19 protein-coding genes are annotated in these 14099 nt (G+C 68.0%); 13 read left to right on the top strand and 6 right to left on the bottom strand.

The annotated features are described in order from the left end of the window. Positions 1–28: 28 nt before the first annotated feature. On the bottom strand, positions 29–991 hold the full coding sequence (locus tag IEV96_RS10670) for a cation diffusion facilitator family transporter (RefSeq protein WP_188510580.1): 963 nt from the start codon (positions 989–991) through the stop codon (positions 29–31). Positions 992–1014: 23 nt separating this feature from the next. Here IEV96_RS10670 and proC point away from each other — a divergent pair, with 23 nt between their 5' ends. From proC to IEV96_RS10640, 6 genes are all read left to right on the top strand, one after another. Continuing rightward, positions 1015–1845, top strand: a complete 831-nt coding sequence (proC, locus tag IEV96_RS10665) for a pyrroline-5-carboxylate reductase (protein ID WP_188510579.1) — start codon at positions 1015–1017, stop codon at positions 1843–1845. A gap of 52 nt (positions 1846–1897) precedes the next feature. Further along, on the top strand, positions 1898–2284 hold the full coding sequence (locus IEV96_RS10660; RefSeq protein WP_188510578.1) for a hypothetical protein: 387 nt from the start codon (positions 1898–1900) through the stop codon (positions 2282–2284). Between the two features lie 118 nt (positions 2285–2402). After that, entirely contained in the window at positions 2403–4601 is a 2199-nt protein-coding gene (locus tag IEV96_RS10655; protein WP_188510577.1) for a glycosyltransferase, read from the top strand. Continuing rightward, complete coding sequence (locus IEV96_RS10650) at positions 4598–5884, top strand: glycosyltransferase (RefSeq protein WP_188510576.1); 1287 nt, start codon at positions 4598–4600, stop codon at positions 5882–5884. The genes IEV96_RS10655 and IEV96_RS10650 overlap by 4 nt, the downstream gene beginning before the upstream one ends. Positions 5885–6033: 149 nt before the next feature. After that, positions 6034–6255: a hypothetical protein gene (locus IEV96_RS10645; RefSeq protein WP_188510575.1), complete on the top strand. Its 222-nt coding sequence runs from the start codon at positions 6034–6036 to the stop codon at positions 6253–6255. Positions 6256–6308: 53 nt separating this feature from the next. Beyond that, positions 6309–6605, top strand: a complete 297-nt coding sequence (locus tag IEV96_RS10640; RefSeq protein ID WP_188510574.1) for a hypothetical protein — start codon at positions 6309–6311, stop codon at positions 6603–6605. Between the two features lie 18 nt (positions 6606–6623). On the opposite strand, the gene IEV96_RS10635 is transcribed toward IEV96_RS10640, so the two are convergent. From IEV96_RS10635 to IEV96_RS10625, 3 genes are read right to left on the bottom strand one after another with little or no spacing between them, the layout of a single operon-like run. Continuing rightward, on the bottom strand, positions 6624–7292 hold the full coding sequence (locus IEV96_RS10635) for a hypothetical protein (RefSeq protein ID WP_188510573.1): 669 nt from the start codon (positions 7290–7292) through the stop codon (positions 6624–6626). 16 nt (positions 7293–7308) lie between these two features. Further along, positions 7309–7980: a potassium channel family protein gene (locus IEV96_RS10630; protein WP_188510572.1), complete on the bottom strand. Its 672-nt coding sequence runs from the start codon at positions 7978–7980 to the stop codon at positions 7309–7311. Further along, positions 7973–9397 carry a TrkH family potassium uptake protein gene (locus IEV96_RS10625; RefSeq protein WP_188510571.1) on the bottom strand — a complete coding sequence of 475 codons (1425 nt, stop codon included), beginning with the start codon at positions 9395–9397 and terminating at the stop codon, positions 7973–7975. The genes IEV96_RS10630 and IEV96_RS10625 overlap by 8 nt, the downstream gene beginning before the upstream one ends. Before the next feature lie 90 nt (positions 9398–9487). Between IEV96_RS10625 and IEV96_RS10620 the strand changes: the two genes are divergently transcribed. The 5 genes from IEV96_RS10620 to IEV96_RS10600 all read left to right on the top strand — a co-directional run bounded on the left by IEV96_RS10620 (position 9488) and on the right by IEV96_RS10600 (position 11087). Beyond that, positions 9488–9967: an ArsR/SmtB family transcription factor gene (locus tag IEV96_RS10620; RefSeq protein WP_188510570.1), complete on the top strand. Its 480-nt coding sequence runs from the start codon at positions 9488–9490 to the stop codon at positions 9965–9967. Between the two features lie 88 nt (positions 9968–10055). After that, entirely contained in the window at positions 10056–10250 is a 195-nt protein-coding gene (locus tag IEV96_RS10615) for a helix-turn-helix domain-containing protein (RefSeq protein ID WP_188510569.1), read from the top strand. Positions 10251–10345: 95 nt separating this feature from the next. Then, the gene (locus IEV96_RS10610) at positions 10346–10444 is read left to right on the top strand and encodes a 30S ribosomal protein bS22 (RefSeq protein ID WP_003792170.1); all 99 of its coding nucleotides are present in this window, start codon (positions 10346–10348) and stop codon (positions 10442–10444) included. Positions 10445–10527: 83 nt separating this feature from the next. Continuing rightward, positions 10528–10791 (top strand): glutaredoxin family protein, encoded by a 264-nt coding sequence (locus IEV96_RS10605; protein WP_188510568.1) that lies wholly within the window; start codon positions 10528–10530, stop codon positions 10789–10791. Then, a complete protein-coding gene (locus IEV96_RS10600; RefSeq protein ID WP_188510567.1) occupies positions 10788–11087 on the top strand; it encodes a Dabb family protein in 300 nt (99 codons plus the stop codon). Before IEV96_RS10605 ends, IEV96_RS10600 begins: the two co-directional genes overlap by 4 nt. A gap of 74 nt (positions 11088–11161) precedes the next feature. Here the strand turns inward: IEV96_RS10600 and IEV96_RS10595 are convergent, their stop codons facing one another. Both IEV96_RS10595 and aspS read right to left on the bottom strand, forming a co-directional pair. Then, positions 11162–11437, bottom strand: a complete 276-nt coding sequence (locus IEV96_RS10595; RefSeq protein ID WP_188510566.1) for a hypothetical protein — start codon at positions 11435–11437, stop codon at positions 11162–11164. Between the two features lie 47 nt (positions 11438–11484). Then, positions 11485–12813, bottom strand: coding sequence for an aspartate--tRNA(Asn) ligase (gene aspS / locus IEV96_RS10590; RefSeq protein WP_188510565.1), 1329 nt, complete (start codon positions 12811–12813; stop codon positions 11485–11487). A gap of 39 nt (positions 12814–12852) precedes the next feature. On the opposite strand from aspS, the gene IEV96_RS10585 reads away from it, so the two are divergent. Further along, positions 12853–13509: a histidine phosphatase family protein gene (locus IEV96_RS10585; RefSeq protein WP_188510564.1), complete on the top strand. Its 657-nt coding sequence runs from the start codon at positions 12853–12855 to the stop codon at positions 13507–13509. After that, entirely contained in the window at positions 13506–14099 is a 594-nt protein-coding gene (locus IEV96_RS10580; protein WP_188510563.1) for a TlpA family protein disulfide reductase, read from the top strand. Before IEV96_RS10585 ends, IEV96_RS10580 begins: the two co-directional genes overlap by 4 nt.

The following is a 14099-nucleotide window of genomic DNA, read 5'->3' as shown; positions in this document are numbered from 1 at the left end:
CCGAAGGACAGGCTGAGGGACCGAAGGGTCAGTCGGCGGCCTTGATCACGAAGGAGTCGGTGGCGGGGTTCGCCTCGTTCGGTGGCATGTACACGTCGGGCTCGATGTAGATCACGCGCGCGATCGGTACCGCCGCGCGGATGCTGAGCTCGAGCTCGTTGATGTCGGTGGCGATGTCGGCGAGCTTGCGCGAACGGGCGAACGCTACCTTCGCGCCGACGAGCAGCTCGTCGGGTCCGAGGTAGAGCGTCTTCATGTGGATGAGCGCCTCGACCTGCGGCTGGGCGTTGATCGCGGCGCGGATTGCCTCGGTGTCGGCGACGGATGCGCCCTCACCCACGAGGAGGCTCTTGGTCTCGATGCCCAGCACGATCGCGACGAGCACGAGCAGGATGCCGATGGCCAGGGTGCCGAGAGCGTCGAAGACCGAGTTGCCGGTGATGATCGTGAGACCGACGCCGAGGAGAGCGAGCACGAGGCCGATGAGCGCGGCGAAGTCCTCGAGCAGCACGACGGGCAGTTCGGGCGCCTTCGACCGGCGGATGAACTCGACCCAGCCCTGCTTGCCGCGCACGTGGTTCGACTCCCGGATCGCGGTGCGGAACGAGAAGCTCTCGAGCCCGATGGCGATGAGCAGAACCACGATGGGCAGCCAGGCGTTCTCGAGTTCGTGCGGGTGCTGCAGTTTTTCGACACCCTCGTAGATCGAGAAGACGCCACCGATGGAGAACAGGATGATCGACACGACGAACGCGTAGACGAAACGTTCGCGGCCGAAGCCGAACGGGTGGTCGGCGGTGGCCTTCTTCTTCGCCTGACGTCCGCCGAGCAGGAGCAGGCCCTGGTTGCCCGTGTCTGCGAGGGAGTGCACACCCTCGGCGAGCATCGAGCTCGACCCGGAGAAGGCGAACGCGATGAATTTGGTGACCGCGATTCCCAGGTTTGCTAGCAGTGCCGCGACTATTGCCTTGTTCCCACCCGATGCGCTCATAGGAGCAATCCTAGAATGCTCCTATGACCGTGACTCTCCCCACCATTGCCATTCTCGGAACCGGGTCGATGGGCGGCGCGATTCTCGCCGGCCTGCTCAACCCGAACGTCGTGGTCGAGGGGGGCGTGCGGGTCACCAACCGATCTGCGGAGAAGGCTGCGGCGCTCCAGTCGGAGACGGTGACCTCGCTCGCGACGAACGTCGATCCGGACGCCAACCGGGTCGCCGTGACGGGCGCGCGCATCGTGCTGATCGGTGTGAAGCCCGCCATGGTGCCCGATCTTCTGCGCGAGGTCGCCGACAGCCTCGAGCCGGGAGCGATCGTGGTGAGCGTCGCGGCGGGTGTCACGATCGAGACCATGGAGTCCCTCGTTCCCGGCGCCGTGCTGCGCGCGATGCCGAATACCCCGTCGGTGGTGGGCAAGGGCGTCACCGGCCTCGCCGCCGGAACACGCTCGAGCGACGACGACCTCGCCGTCGTCCGAGCGCTGTTCGAGACGGTGGGAGACGTGCTCGTCATCCCCGAGAGCCAGATCGACGCGCTCGGCACCATCTCGGGTTCCGGCCCCGCCTACGTGTATTTCCTCATCGAGCGACTCACGCGCACCGCGGTAAACCTCGGCTTCACCGAGGAGCAGGCGGCCACGATGGTGAACGGCACGTTCATCGGCGCGACCGCACTGCTCGAAGCATCCGAATCGACGCCCACCGAACTGCGGGTGAAAGTGACCAGCCCCAAGGGCACGACCGAGCGGGCCGTCGCCGAACTCGACGCGGCCGACCTCACCGGCCTCTTCGACCGGGCCACGGCCGCGGCACTCGCCCGAAGCGCCGAACTCGCCAAGGGCGCCTGAATTACCAGCCCGGTCATAGGGCCTCCATAACCGGGGCGGCCATCGTGGTCGTATGACCGATTCCCTCGAAGTTTCCCGAGACCCGAACACCACGCCCGTGCCCGCGGCCGAGCGCCCGAACGCCACCCCCGCGGCGGAACACCCGGGAACGCCGCCGTCACGCGGGCTGCCGAGCATCGCGATCGCCGGCATCGCCGTCGCCGCCGTGCTCGTGGCCGGCCTGCTCTTCGGCGGCGGCGTCGCCCTCGGCATCGCCCTCCCCGTCGGCGACCAGGTTGGAGGAACCAGCCAGGGTGGGTTCCCCGGCGGCGGTCCCGGCGGCCAGCAGGGCGAAAACGGGACGCCCCCGACCCTGCCCCGCGGCGATTCCAATCAGTCCGATCCCACGGCTCCGAACACCGACGACACGGAGACGCAAGACGACACGCAGCAGGGCTAGCGGGGGCCGACCCGACGCCCACGGGGGACCGGAACCCCGCGGCATCCGCAACCTGAGTGCTGCGCGTCATGCTTCCCGTTCATAATGATCTCGGTCAATCAAGGACGGAAGTACGACAGTGGGAATTCAGACCTCTCTAGACGAGCTGCGCGGCACGAACCACATTGTCGACGCAATGCGGGTTGCCGACGAGCTGGCGTTCGTCGCCAGCCGCAATGGCGGCACCCGCACCACGCGCGTTCTGGCCGCGACGCTGCACGGTGACGACCAGCTCACCGCGATCGCCGCGGTGCACGCGCTCGCCCAGGTCTTCGACGACGACGCCGACGACGTGCTCGCCGGGCTGCTCTCGAGCGACCGCGCCTATTTGCGCGAGCACGCCGCGTGGGCGTTCTCGGCACGGTTGCCCCGCTTCGACACGATCGCGCGCCTCATCGGGCTCGTCAGCCGCGGGAACTTCAGCGGCATGCTCGCGCAGCGCACCCTGCAGCAGTGGGCGTCGTCGGCCCCCGACCAGGTGGCGATCGGCCTCGAGAGTGCCCTCGTCGGCGTGACCGAGCCGAGGTCGCGCACCCGTCTCGTCGAGACCCTCGGCGTCGCGCGCGGACGGATCGCCACCGCGTCCCTGCTGCGCATCGCCTCCGACGACAGCGAGCCGGTTTCGGTGCGCGTCGCCGCCGTCGCCGGTCTCGGCGACCGTGAGGCCGACGCCCGCAGCGTCGACCTGGTGTCTCGCCTCGCCGCCGGCGACGACTTCGTCGCCGAAGCCGCACGCCTCGCCCTCGTCGACCTGACCGCGTCGAGCGCCGTGCGCGCCCCCTGGCAGACCGGCCTCACCGTCGCCCAGCTCTTCCTGCACGCCGACATCGACCCGCAGCTCACCCGGGCGGGCAGCGGCGACAACGGCGGCATCGCCACCCTGCTCGTGCGCCTCGGCGACGCGCTCGCCTCGGCGACGCCGGGGGCCTCGGATGCCGCGGCGGAAGCCAGCACGGTGCAGCGGGTCGTCACGCTCTCCCGCGGCAGCGCGGCCGAGGCCCTCGAGAGCCTCTCGTCGGTCGGCTCGACCGTGCGCGGACACGCGTACGCCTCGGTGCCGCTGCTGAGCGAGCCGGTGTCGTCGGCGGACGCGTGGCAGCTGCGGGTCGCGGCGGAACGTGGCATCCGCCGGGTTCTGCGCGCCATCGGCACCGTCGACGTGCTGCACCTGCGCATGGCCGACGTCGGCAGCCTCGCCGCCGCGAACGTCGCGCGTGACCTCGGCATCCCCGTCGTGTTCACCGTCGCGCCCGACCCGCACGCCGTCATCCGCACGCTCGACCAGTCGGGCGACCTCACCCGTGCCAACTTCGGAGAAGTCGACGAGCGGGAGCACTTCTGGTTCCGCGCCCGGCTCGTGCAGCGGCTGGCGGCCGACGCCGCGCACACCGTGCTCTTCCCGCGCCCGAACCTCGAGGCCGACATGCGCGAGCTCGTCGGCATCGACATCACCGCGCACCCCGAACGCCACTCGATCGTGCCCGAGGGCATCGACCTCGAGGTGGTCGACCGCGCCGTGCTCGAGGCCGCCGACCACGCGACAGGGGCACCCGCCACCGCCCCGCTCGAGGCGCTGCGAACCCTCCTCGCCCAACTGCCCGAGGAACGCCGGCACCTGCCGCTCATCACCTCGGTCGGACGGTTCCACCGCATCAAGGGCATGGCGACGATCGCGTCCGCGTGGGCGAACGGCCCGCTGCGCGACAGGGCGAACCTTCTGCTCGTGGGCGGCGACCTCGAGAACCCGTCCGCCGACGAGCGCGAACAGCTCGAGCGCATCGACCGCATCGTTCCGAGGGCGCAGGCCGCGGCATCCGGACTTCTGCTCTCAGGCCACCGTCCCAACGACACCGTCGCACGCTGGGTGGCGGCCACCCGCTTCGGCGTGCCCGACCTCGCCGGACCCGGCGGCGTGTACGTGTGCGGCAGCCTGAAGGAAGAGTTCGGCATCGCGATCCTGGAGGCGATGGCGGCCGGACTGCTCGTCGTCGCCCCGGCCGGTGGTGGTCCTGCCACCTACGTCGAAGACGGCGTGACCGGGTTCCTCACGCGCACCTCAGACGCGGCGCTGCTCGCGGCGTCGATGAGTGACGCACTCGACGCCATGGAGCGCGAGGCGGCCCAGACCGCGACGACCGACGCTCGCCCGCACCGGTCGCGCGAGACGGTGTTGCGCGACTTCACCATCCAGGCGATGGCCCGTGCGCTCTCGGTCGTCTACTCCGACGTGAGCGACGCGGCGACCGAGTCGCACGCGGGCAGCGTGGCCGCCCTGTGACGCTGCTCATCATCTCGCCCGACTACGCCTCGCACCTGCTGCCCCTCGCCACGCTCGGCACGGCCTGGCGCGACGCGGGGGAGCGCGTCGTGGTCGCGACGGGCGAGGCGACGGCGTCGATCGTCGAGTCGTTCGGCTTCGAACGCGCGCACCTGCAACTCGGGCGCGGCTCGAACCCCGGCATCATCAAGGCCGAAGACCAGCCCAAGGGCGAGGACGACGCGCTGCGCGGCTTCTTCGCCGCCACCCGGCTCGGCATGGTCGAGACCCTCGCGTTCCAGGCCGACGCGCGCAAGAACGACCTGCTCTGGGACCCGGTGAACACCGCCCGTGCCGTGCAGCGGGTCGTCGACGAGGTGCGCCCCGACCGGGTGATCGTCGACCACCTCGCGTTCAGCGCCCGGCTCGCCCTGCTCGCGCACGGAACGCCGTACGCCGACGTCGTGCTCGGGCACCCGTCCGCGCTGCCCGTGGGCGGCGAGGTCTACGGGTTCCCGCCGTCGTGGCCTGCGGCCTTTGATCCGGATGACGCGGCTCTCGCCGCGCTTCGCGCGCTCTGCGACGACGTGAGCGCGTCGTTCACGGCGGAATGGAACGCCGCCCTCGACGGCCTCGGCGCGTCCCACCTGCACAGCGCCAGCGCGTTCGCCGAACACGGCGACCTGCTGCTCTACAACTACCCGGGCGAACTGCACGAGCGGGCCCGCACGGCGCTGCTGCCCGCGCACGAGTTCATCGGTTCGGCGGTGCGTTCCGAGCCCGTGGACGCGGAGGTGGAGGAGTGGCTCGCGGCGAGCGACGAACCCTTCGTCTACGTGAGCTTCGGCAGTTTCCTGTCGGTGCGCGGCGACGTGCTGGCGCGCGTGCTCGCGGCGCTCGCCGGACTCGGGCTGCGCGTGGCCGTGGCGACCGGCTCGGCCGACCGCGCCGAGCTGGGGGAGCTGCCGGGCGACTGGTTGGTGCGCGGGTTCCTGCCGCAGGTGCGCCTGTTGTTGCGGGCGACGGCGGCCGTGAACCACTGCGGGAACAACAGCGTCACCGAGGCGATGACCCACGGCGTGCCGCTGCTCGTGCTGCCGTTCTCGACCGACCAGTTCGCCGGCGCGGCCGCGCTCGAACGGGAGGGCTTCGGCGTCTCCCTCGCACCGAACACGGCCACCGTCGACGAGCTGCGCGACGGTCTCGAACGGGTGCTCGCCCTGCCGCGCGCCCGGCTCGACGCGCTGAGCGCGTCGCTGCTGGAGACGCCCGGTCGCGAGCGCGCACACCGGCGGCTCGGCTAGCGGGTCGGTTTGGGCGGGCTCGACCCGCGTGGTTCGCGAGCCGGTTTCGGCGCGATGAGCCCGCCACGGTCGCGTCATCCGCCCACTACCGGCTCATCTGCGTCGCGGCGGCCGCGCTAGAGTGCGACCTATCTGCGGAGGGAGAGCGCGTGCAGTACGAGAAGACCGACTTCAAGAAGACGTTGCCGCGCCTCGAACCGGGCGAGACGATATTCGTCGTGCTGGCGAAGTCATCAACGGCGATACCGGGGGTGGCGGCGCGATTTCGGATTCCGGACGGTGGTCTTGACGACGAGGGCTTGCTGCACGAAGACGGCCGGATAACGGCAGAAAAGTGCGCGGGGATCAGCGCTCCTTCGAGGCTACGGTGACGGCGCCGCCGCGGGGTCGCCGCGAGCTGTTATCTGCTCTGATCGACGGCAGCATGTCGAGCTCCGAAGCCGCCAGGGCGCTCCAAACGTTCGGGTGGGACGCGGAGCCGCTTGTCTGCCTTCGGTCGGTTGACGTCGTCCGCATGCTCGGACGGTTCACGGCGGGGACTATCTCCGCGACCGCGGTCCAGCACTGGGCCGAGTCCATTGAGTCCCGGGAAGATATCTCTTTCGACACGCAGTCGACCGGCGGCGTGCTTTTCGAACTCGCGAATCCGGCACTGGAGGGCGAACTCACTGTCGTCTCGGCCCGACGCATGATCGCTCGGCTCAGCACGTCGGCCGAATGAACGCGCGTGTCGACAGGCTCAGGCCGCGGGCGGGCCGAAGACGAGCGCGCGCATCGCCTCGGCGGACGGTTCGGCCTCCCGGTAGCGTTCGCGCAGCGCCGCGTTGGCGTCGTACTGCTCGCCCTCGCGCACCTGCGTCTCGTGGTGCAGCGCGTAGACATTGCCGTCGTGGCGGCGCGGCTGCGAGCCGAGCAGGGTGGTGTGCGCGGCGAACCAGGCGGAGTCTTCGAAGCCCCAGCCGCGGAAGCGCTCGTCTTGGCCCCCGTGCGATGCCCACGTGCGCGGTGTGGTGACGTAGACGCCTGAGCAGGCGCCGACGACCAGGGTCGCCTCGACCGTGGCGAGGTCGGTACCGGCGAAGAACGCCGTGGTGCCCTCCCGGCCGAGCCACTGGTAGCGGGTGTACGGCAGGTGCACGAGTCCCGAGCTGGCGGCTGCGGCGACCGCCTCGAGCAGCGGCTCCAGGCTCGGAATCGTGTCGGCGTCACCGATGATCACGACCTCGTCGGAATCGAGGACCGACGCCATGCCGACGTTGCGGCAGCGGGCCAGATTGAACGGCACATCGCCCGAATCGACGGTGATGATCTCGGCGCCGGGCAGGTTTTTGAGGTACCACGCACGGGTCGCCTCGAACGCCGCGAGCCGCGAAGGCTGCGGGCGCCACGGAATGATGACTTTTACCACTCAGCGAGTGTAAGCGTCAGCTCGAGAGGCTCGCGAACCGTTCGATATCCGACGAGTTGCCGCTCACGATGATGAGGTCGTGGTTGGAGATCACGGTCTCGGGCGCCGCGTATGTGAAGTCCTTGCCCGGTGCCTTCACCCCGACCACGGTGATGCCGTACTTGCGGCGCACCTGCGACTCGGAGAGCGGGATACCGCGGATCGGCTTGGGCGGGTACATCTTCACGAGCGCGAAGTCGTCGTCGAACTCGATGAAGTCGATCATGCGGCCGGAGACGAGGTGCGCGACGCGTTCGCCGGCCTCGGCTTCGGGGTAGATCACGTGGTTTGCACCGATGCGCGAAAGGATCTTGCCGTGTGACTGGCTGATCGCCTTCGCCCAGATCTGCGGGATCTTGAGGTCGACCAGGTTCGCCGTGATGAGCACGCTCGCCTCGATCGACGATCCGACGGCGACGACGGCGATCGAGAACTCCTGGGCGCCGATCTGGCGCAGGGCGTCGATGCTGCGCGCATCCGCCTGCACCGCGTGGGTCACGCGCTCCGACCACTTCTGCACGAGAGCTTCGTCGGCGTCGACGGCGAGCACCTCGCGGTCGAGGCGGTCGAGCTGGCCCGCCGTGGCGGCGCCGAAGCGTCCGAGGCCGATCACGAGTACCGGCGCGTTGTGCGCAATCCTGTCAACCAACGATGGGCCTCTCTTCTGCTCGCCTGAACAACTGGCGCCGCTGGGTGGCCGCGAGTGCGGCCGCCAGAGTCACCGTACCGACTCGACCGAGAAACATGGTCGCGGCGAGCACGTAGACGCCGGAATCGGGCAGTTCGGCCGTGAGTCCGGTACTGAGCCCGGACGTCGCGAACGCCGAGATGACCTCGAACAGCACGTAGTCGAGACTGGCCCCGGAGATCTGCAAGATGATGATGGATGACGCGGCCACCGTGGTCGCGCCCCAGAGCACAACGCTGACGCCCAGCCGCAGCACGTCCGAGGGTATGCGGCGGTCGAAGGCCTCCATGCCCTCGTTGCCGCGCGCCTCGGCGAACGCCGCGAGGAACAGGATCGCGAGCGTCGTGACCTTGATGCCGCCGGCGGTGGACGCGGATCCGCCGCCGATGAACATGAGCATGTCGCCCACGAGCAGGCTGGCGCCGTTCAGCTCGCCGATATCGATCGTGTTGAAGCCGCCCGAGCGGGTCATCATCGACAGGAAGAACGGCTGGAAGATGCGTTGACCGAGGTCCATGTTCGCGAAGGTCTTGGCGTTGCCGAGCTCGAGCACGAAGAATGCGAGCCCGCCGAGCACGAAGAGCAGGATCGTGGTGGTGAGGGTCAGCTTGACGTGCAGCGACCACTTCTTCGGGCGCTTGAGGTTGCGCATGAGCACGTAGATCACGGGGAAGCCGACCGCTCCGAGGAACACGCCGACCATCAGCACGCTGAGGAACCAATAGTCAGTGGCGAACGGCACCAGGCCGTTCGTGGTGGGCTGGAAGCCCGTATTCGTGAACGCCATGGTCGAGTAGTAGAACGACTCCCAGGCGGCCGTCAGCGGCGGGTGGCCGGCGAGCAGGAGCCGGGGGAACAGCAGCAGCGCTATGCCGACCTCGATGACCAGGACGCTCACGGCGACGGTGACGAGCAGCGATCCGACCTCGCCGAGGCGCACCGCCTGGCTCTCGGCCATCGACCCCTTGTGCATACGCAGCGGATTGGTGTCGCCGGCCGCGAGCAGGCGCTGGCGCAGGCCGAGCTTGCGGGAGATGATCAGCCCGAGAATCGACGCGAGCGTCAGCACGCCGATGCCGCCGATCTCCACGCCGACGAGGATGAACACGTGTCCGAGCGGCGACCAGTACGAACCCATGTCGACGGTCGAGAGGCCGGTGACACAGATCACCGAGACGGCGGTGAAGAACGCGTCGGCGAAGGGCGGCACGCTGCCCGACGATGTCGCGATGGGGAGCGAGAACAGCAGGGTGAAGACCAGCACGAGCGCCGCGAAGATCAGGATCGCGAAACGGGCGGGGGTCGCTGCCGCGAATCCCTCGAGATTGTCGCGTACGCGGCCGAGGGCAGAGGTGCGCCGAATGGGCTTCGTGCGCATGCCGGACCCCATCTCGCCGATCGCCTTACACTGTTTCTGTCGGAACAGGTTGTCATGGTACTACCCGCGCGCCCTCGCTAGCCTTTCGGGATGGCCGACACCTTCGACGCAATCGCCGACTCCACCAGGCGCGAGATCCTGCACATCCTGCTCGAACGCGGCGGCGCGGGTGAAATCGCCGCGGCCGAACTCGCCGAACTGCTCGGCGTCACCGTGCCGACCGCCACGAAGCACCTCGGCGTGCTGCGCGAGCAGGGCTTCGTCGGTGCGCGCCAGGAGGGCCGCACGAGGTACTTCCGCCTCGAGCTGGCGCCGTTCGACGCACTGCAGGCGTGGCTGGCGCCGTTCGTCGACGACGCGTACGACGTCGCCCCCGTGTCATCCGCAACCGACGTCGCCCTCGAGGTCGCGGCCTTCAACGCCTGGGCCGGCGCAGACGTGGGCGCCCACCTCGGCCGCGCGCTCGCCGACCGTTCGCATCAGGCGCGCACCGCCTTCCAAGGGGCCTCCGACCGGGTGACGCAGGCGCTGCCCGAGACCGTCACGCGTCGCTGGGCGAAGAAGCCGTAGACAGCGAGTCACACCAGCCCCTAGTGTTACGTTTCAGCACTCCAGTAACACTGGTAACGAGTGTTCCAGAATCGCAAGGGGCACAGACATGTCAGGGGATCTCTCCGATGTGCGTTTTCTCACGGTCGCCGAAGTGGCCGACATGATGCGTGTCTCCACGATGACCGTGTACCGCATGGTGCACGCTGGGGAGATGCCGGCGATCCGGTTCGGCCGCTCGTTCCGCATCCCCGAATCCGCCGTCGTCGCCCTCATCCAGAAGCCGATTTCGCACACCGGTTAGCGCTTGCGGCGCTATGCGCTAGACTTGTGCAGTACATTTTTCCGCGGTTCCGAATCGGACCGGGTCGGTCTAATTCAGTAACCAGTGAGGTACCCATGGGTTCAGTCATCAAGAAGCGCCGCAAGCGTATGGCGAAGAAGAAGCACCGCAAGCTGCTTCGTAAGACGCGCCACCAGCGTCGCAACAAGAAGTAACCACTTCTTACGCATCAGCGTCAGGTTCCTGTGTTCGTCAAAACAGGATCTGGCGCTTTTTGCATTTAAGTAGACTGGGCCGCGTGCCCCAGATTCAGCTCACCTTCGTCAGTAAGCCCGACTGCCACCTCTGCGAGGCAGCACGCGAAGTGGTCGACGGTGTCGTCGCGGAGCTCGGCCCCGAGACATCCGTAAGCATCGAAGAGCTGTCGATTCTCGAGCATCCCGACCTGTACGAGAAGTACGTCGAAGAGATCCCGGTCGTGCTGCTCAACGGCAAGGTTCACAACATCTGGCGCATCGATCCGGTGCGCCTCAAGACCGCAATACTGGAGATCACCGAATGATCCGTCACGTAGTCAGCTGGAAGCTCAACGGGGCGGATGCCGCGGCTCGCGCCGAACAGGCCGCGACGATCACGGCCACCCTCACCGCCCTGCCCGCGCTGATCCCCGAGATTGGCGCGCTGCAGGTCGGCACGAACGTCGCCTACCCCGAGAGCAACTGGGACGTCGTGCTCATCGCCGACTATGCCTCGCTCGAGGCGCTCGAGGCATACCAGGTGCACCCCGACCACGTGGCGGCGACGCACGTGATCAAGCCCCTCGTGGCGAGCCGCTCGAACGTCGACTTCGAGGTCTAGCCAGTTCGGTCGCTGAGCCTGTCGAAGCGCCGCGAGTGCCAGCGCCCTTCGACAGGCTCAGGGGCCGAACGGCGCTACTTCTTGCGCGGCTTCTTCGCGATCGCGTCGCGCTCGGCGGTCAGCGAGGCGAGGGTCGAAGTGTCCAGTCCGGGCTGCAGCGCGTCGCCGAACGGGCTCGTGAGCCCGGTCTTGGCCTCGACCTCTGCCGCGTACTTGATTGCGGCGAGGTGAACCTCGGCTGCCGCGCGTTGGGCCTTCTTCATCGACACGGCCGACGATCCGACGATCGCGGCGTGCTTCTTGAGAGCCTTCGTGAGGTCCTTACGAGCGGAGTCAATTTTCTTGGACATGCTCGACATCCTGCCTTATGAAGGTTAACTTTTCAGCCGCGTGTGGATCAGGGCAGAAGTCGGGTAGGGCCGCGGAACAGGTAGGTCGCCTCGCGGATGTTCGGCAGGTGCAACATCAGCATCAGCACACGGCTGAGGCCCATGCCGAACCCGCCGTGCGGGGGCACGCCGTAGCGGAAGAAGTCGAGGTAGAAGTCGAGCTCCTCGGGGTCGAGGCCCTTCTCCTTGGCCTGCTCGATGAGCACGTCGATGCGGTGCTCACGCTGGGCTCCCGTGGAGATCTCGACGCCGTTGAAGATGAGGTCGTACGAGTTCGTGACGCTCGAGTCGCCCTCGTGGCGCATGTGATAGAACGGCCGGATGCTCGAGGCGTAGTCGGTGAGGAAGACGAACTCGTGACCGTAGGTGTCCTGTGCCCACGCGGCGATCTGGCGTTCGCCCTCCGGGTCCATGTCGTCGTCGGCGCGGGGCACCTCGTAGCCGCGCTCGGCGACGATGCGCTTGGCCTCGGCGAGGGGTACGCGCGGGAACGGAACCGTCGGAACCGTGATCTCGACATCCCACAGCGCCTTGATCTCGTCGCCGTGCTTGTCCTTCACGGCCTGGAAGCCGGCCACCAACAGTTCCTCGTGGAGCTTCATCACGTCTTCGTGGCTGTCGATCCAGCTGAACTCGGTGTCGACCGAGGTGAACTCGGTCGCGTGGCGGCTGGTGAAGCTGGGGTCGGCGCGGAAGGCCGGGCCGACCTCGAAGATCTTGCCGAAACCGGCGGGCTGCGCCATCTGCTTGAAGAACTGCGGGCTCTGCGCCAAGTAGGCCTTGCCCTCGAAGTAGTCGACCTCGAACAGCTCGGCCTTCGACTCGCTCGCCGAGGCCATGAGCTTCGGGGTGTGGATCTCGATGAAGTCGTGCTCGACCCAGTAGGTGCGCAGCGCGTGCAGGAACGTGGTCTGGATCTTGAAGACGAGTGCGTTCTTCGGAACCCGCAGGTCGAGGAAGCGCCAGTCCATGCGCTTGTCGCCGCTGGAGTCTTCGGCGATCGGCGTCTCGGGGATCGCCTCGGCGGCGATGGTCAGCGCGTCGAGCTTGATCTCGACGCCGCCGAGCTTCACGCGCTCGTCGTGTTTGAGCTCGCCGGTCGCGGTGAGGAACGTGCCCTGCGCGAGGCCGGAGATGATGTCGGCGATCGGGTCGTCGGCGGGAGTCTTGTCCTCGTTGAAATTGCGCGGATGGACCAGCTGCACGGCGCCGGACTCGTCACGCAACACGACGAACTGCACCTTCTTTTGGTCGCGCACCGTCTCGACCCAGCCGGATACGGAAATGGGGCCGTCGGATGCCGCGGCCAGGTCTTTGATGAGGGTGCGTTCAGTCACCCCGCGAGTTTACAGCGCTGACGTACTTAGACTTGTCCGGTGCCAGCAGACCTGATCCACCTCGTACGCCACGGCGAAGTCTTCAACCCCGACGGGATCCTCTACGGACGCATCCCCGGGTATCACCTGTCGGAGCTGGGTCACAAGATGGCGGCCTCCGCAGCATCGAGTCTCGCCGGGCGCAACGTGACGGCCCTCTACGCGAGCCCGCTGCAGCGCGCGCAGGAGTCCGCGGCACCGTGGTCGGCCGACTTCGGCCTGCCGATCGTCACCGAAGACCGCATCATCGAGCCGTGGAACAAATTCGAGGGCAAGAAGTTCGAGTTCGGGCCCGGCGTGCTGCTGCGCCCCCAGGTCTGGCCGTGGGTGATCAACCCGACCAAGCCGAGCTGGGGCGAGCCGTTCGTGAGCGTCGAGGAGCGAATGCTCGCCGCGGTCGCCGACGCCTGGCAGAAGGCCGACGGCGGCGAGGTCGTGATGGTGAGCCACCAGATGCCCATCGTGATGGTCGCCCGCTCGGTGAAGAACATGAAGCTGTACCACGACCCGCGCAAGCGGCGCTGCAACCTCTCGAGCATCACCACCCTCCGACGCTCTCAGGGGCCGGATGGCGCGTGGGGAAAGTTCGTCGAGGTCAACTATCAGGATCCTGCGAAAGACTTGCTGGCAGCATCCGTCGATTTTGGAGCAGTGTGAAGCGCGCCTTTCTCTCCGCCGCAGCAGCGGCCGTCGCGTTGACCCTCCTGGCGGGCTGCGCGAGCGATCCGCTCGCCGAGCAGTATTCGGCCGGCACCACCAAGAACTACATCTCGGGTGAAGGCACGATCAGCGAGTACAAGGTCGCCGACCGCGGCGAGCCGGTGGCCTTCCAGGGCGAGACCGACTCGGGGGAGCCGGTCAGCTCGGACGACTACGCCGGCAAGGTGCTGGTGCTCAACTTCTGGTACGCCGGCTGCCCGCCGTGCCGCGTAGAAGCGCCCGAGCTCGAAGAGGTGAACCAGGCCTTCGCCGGCCAGGACGTCGCCTTCCTCGGCGTGAACGTGCGCGACCAGGCGGCGCAGTCGCTGAGTTTCGCCGAGACGCTCGGTGTGACCTACCCCTCGGTGATGGACGCCGACAACGGAAACCTGCTGCTGGCCTTCGCCGGCAAGGTCGCACCGAACGCGGTTCCCACGACCCTCGTCATCGATAAGCAGGGCCGCGTAGCCGCGCGCTTCCTCGGCGCAATCGACGGCCCGTCGAGCCTGCGCACGATCATCAACGACACGCTCGCCGAGGGCAACTAG

It is taken from the genome of Conyzicola nivalis, assembly GCF_014639655.1.
In the GTDB taxonomy this organism is placed as follows: domain Bacteria; phylum Actinomycetota; class Actinomycetes; order Actinomycetales; family Microbacteriaceae; genus Conyzicola; species Conyzicola nivalis.
This window is presented reverse-complemented; position numbering and strand designations above follow the sequence as displayed.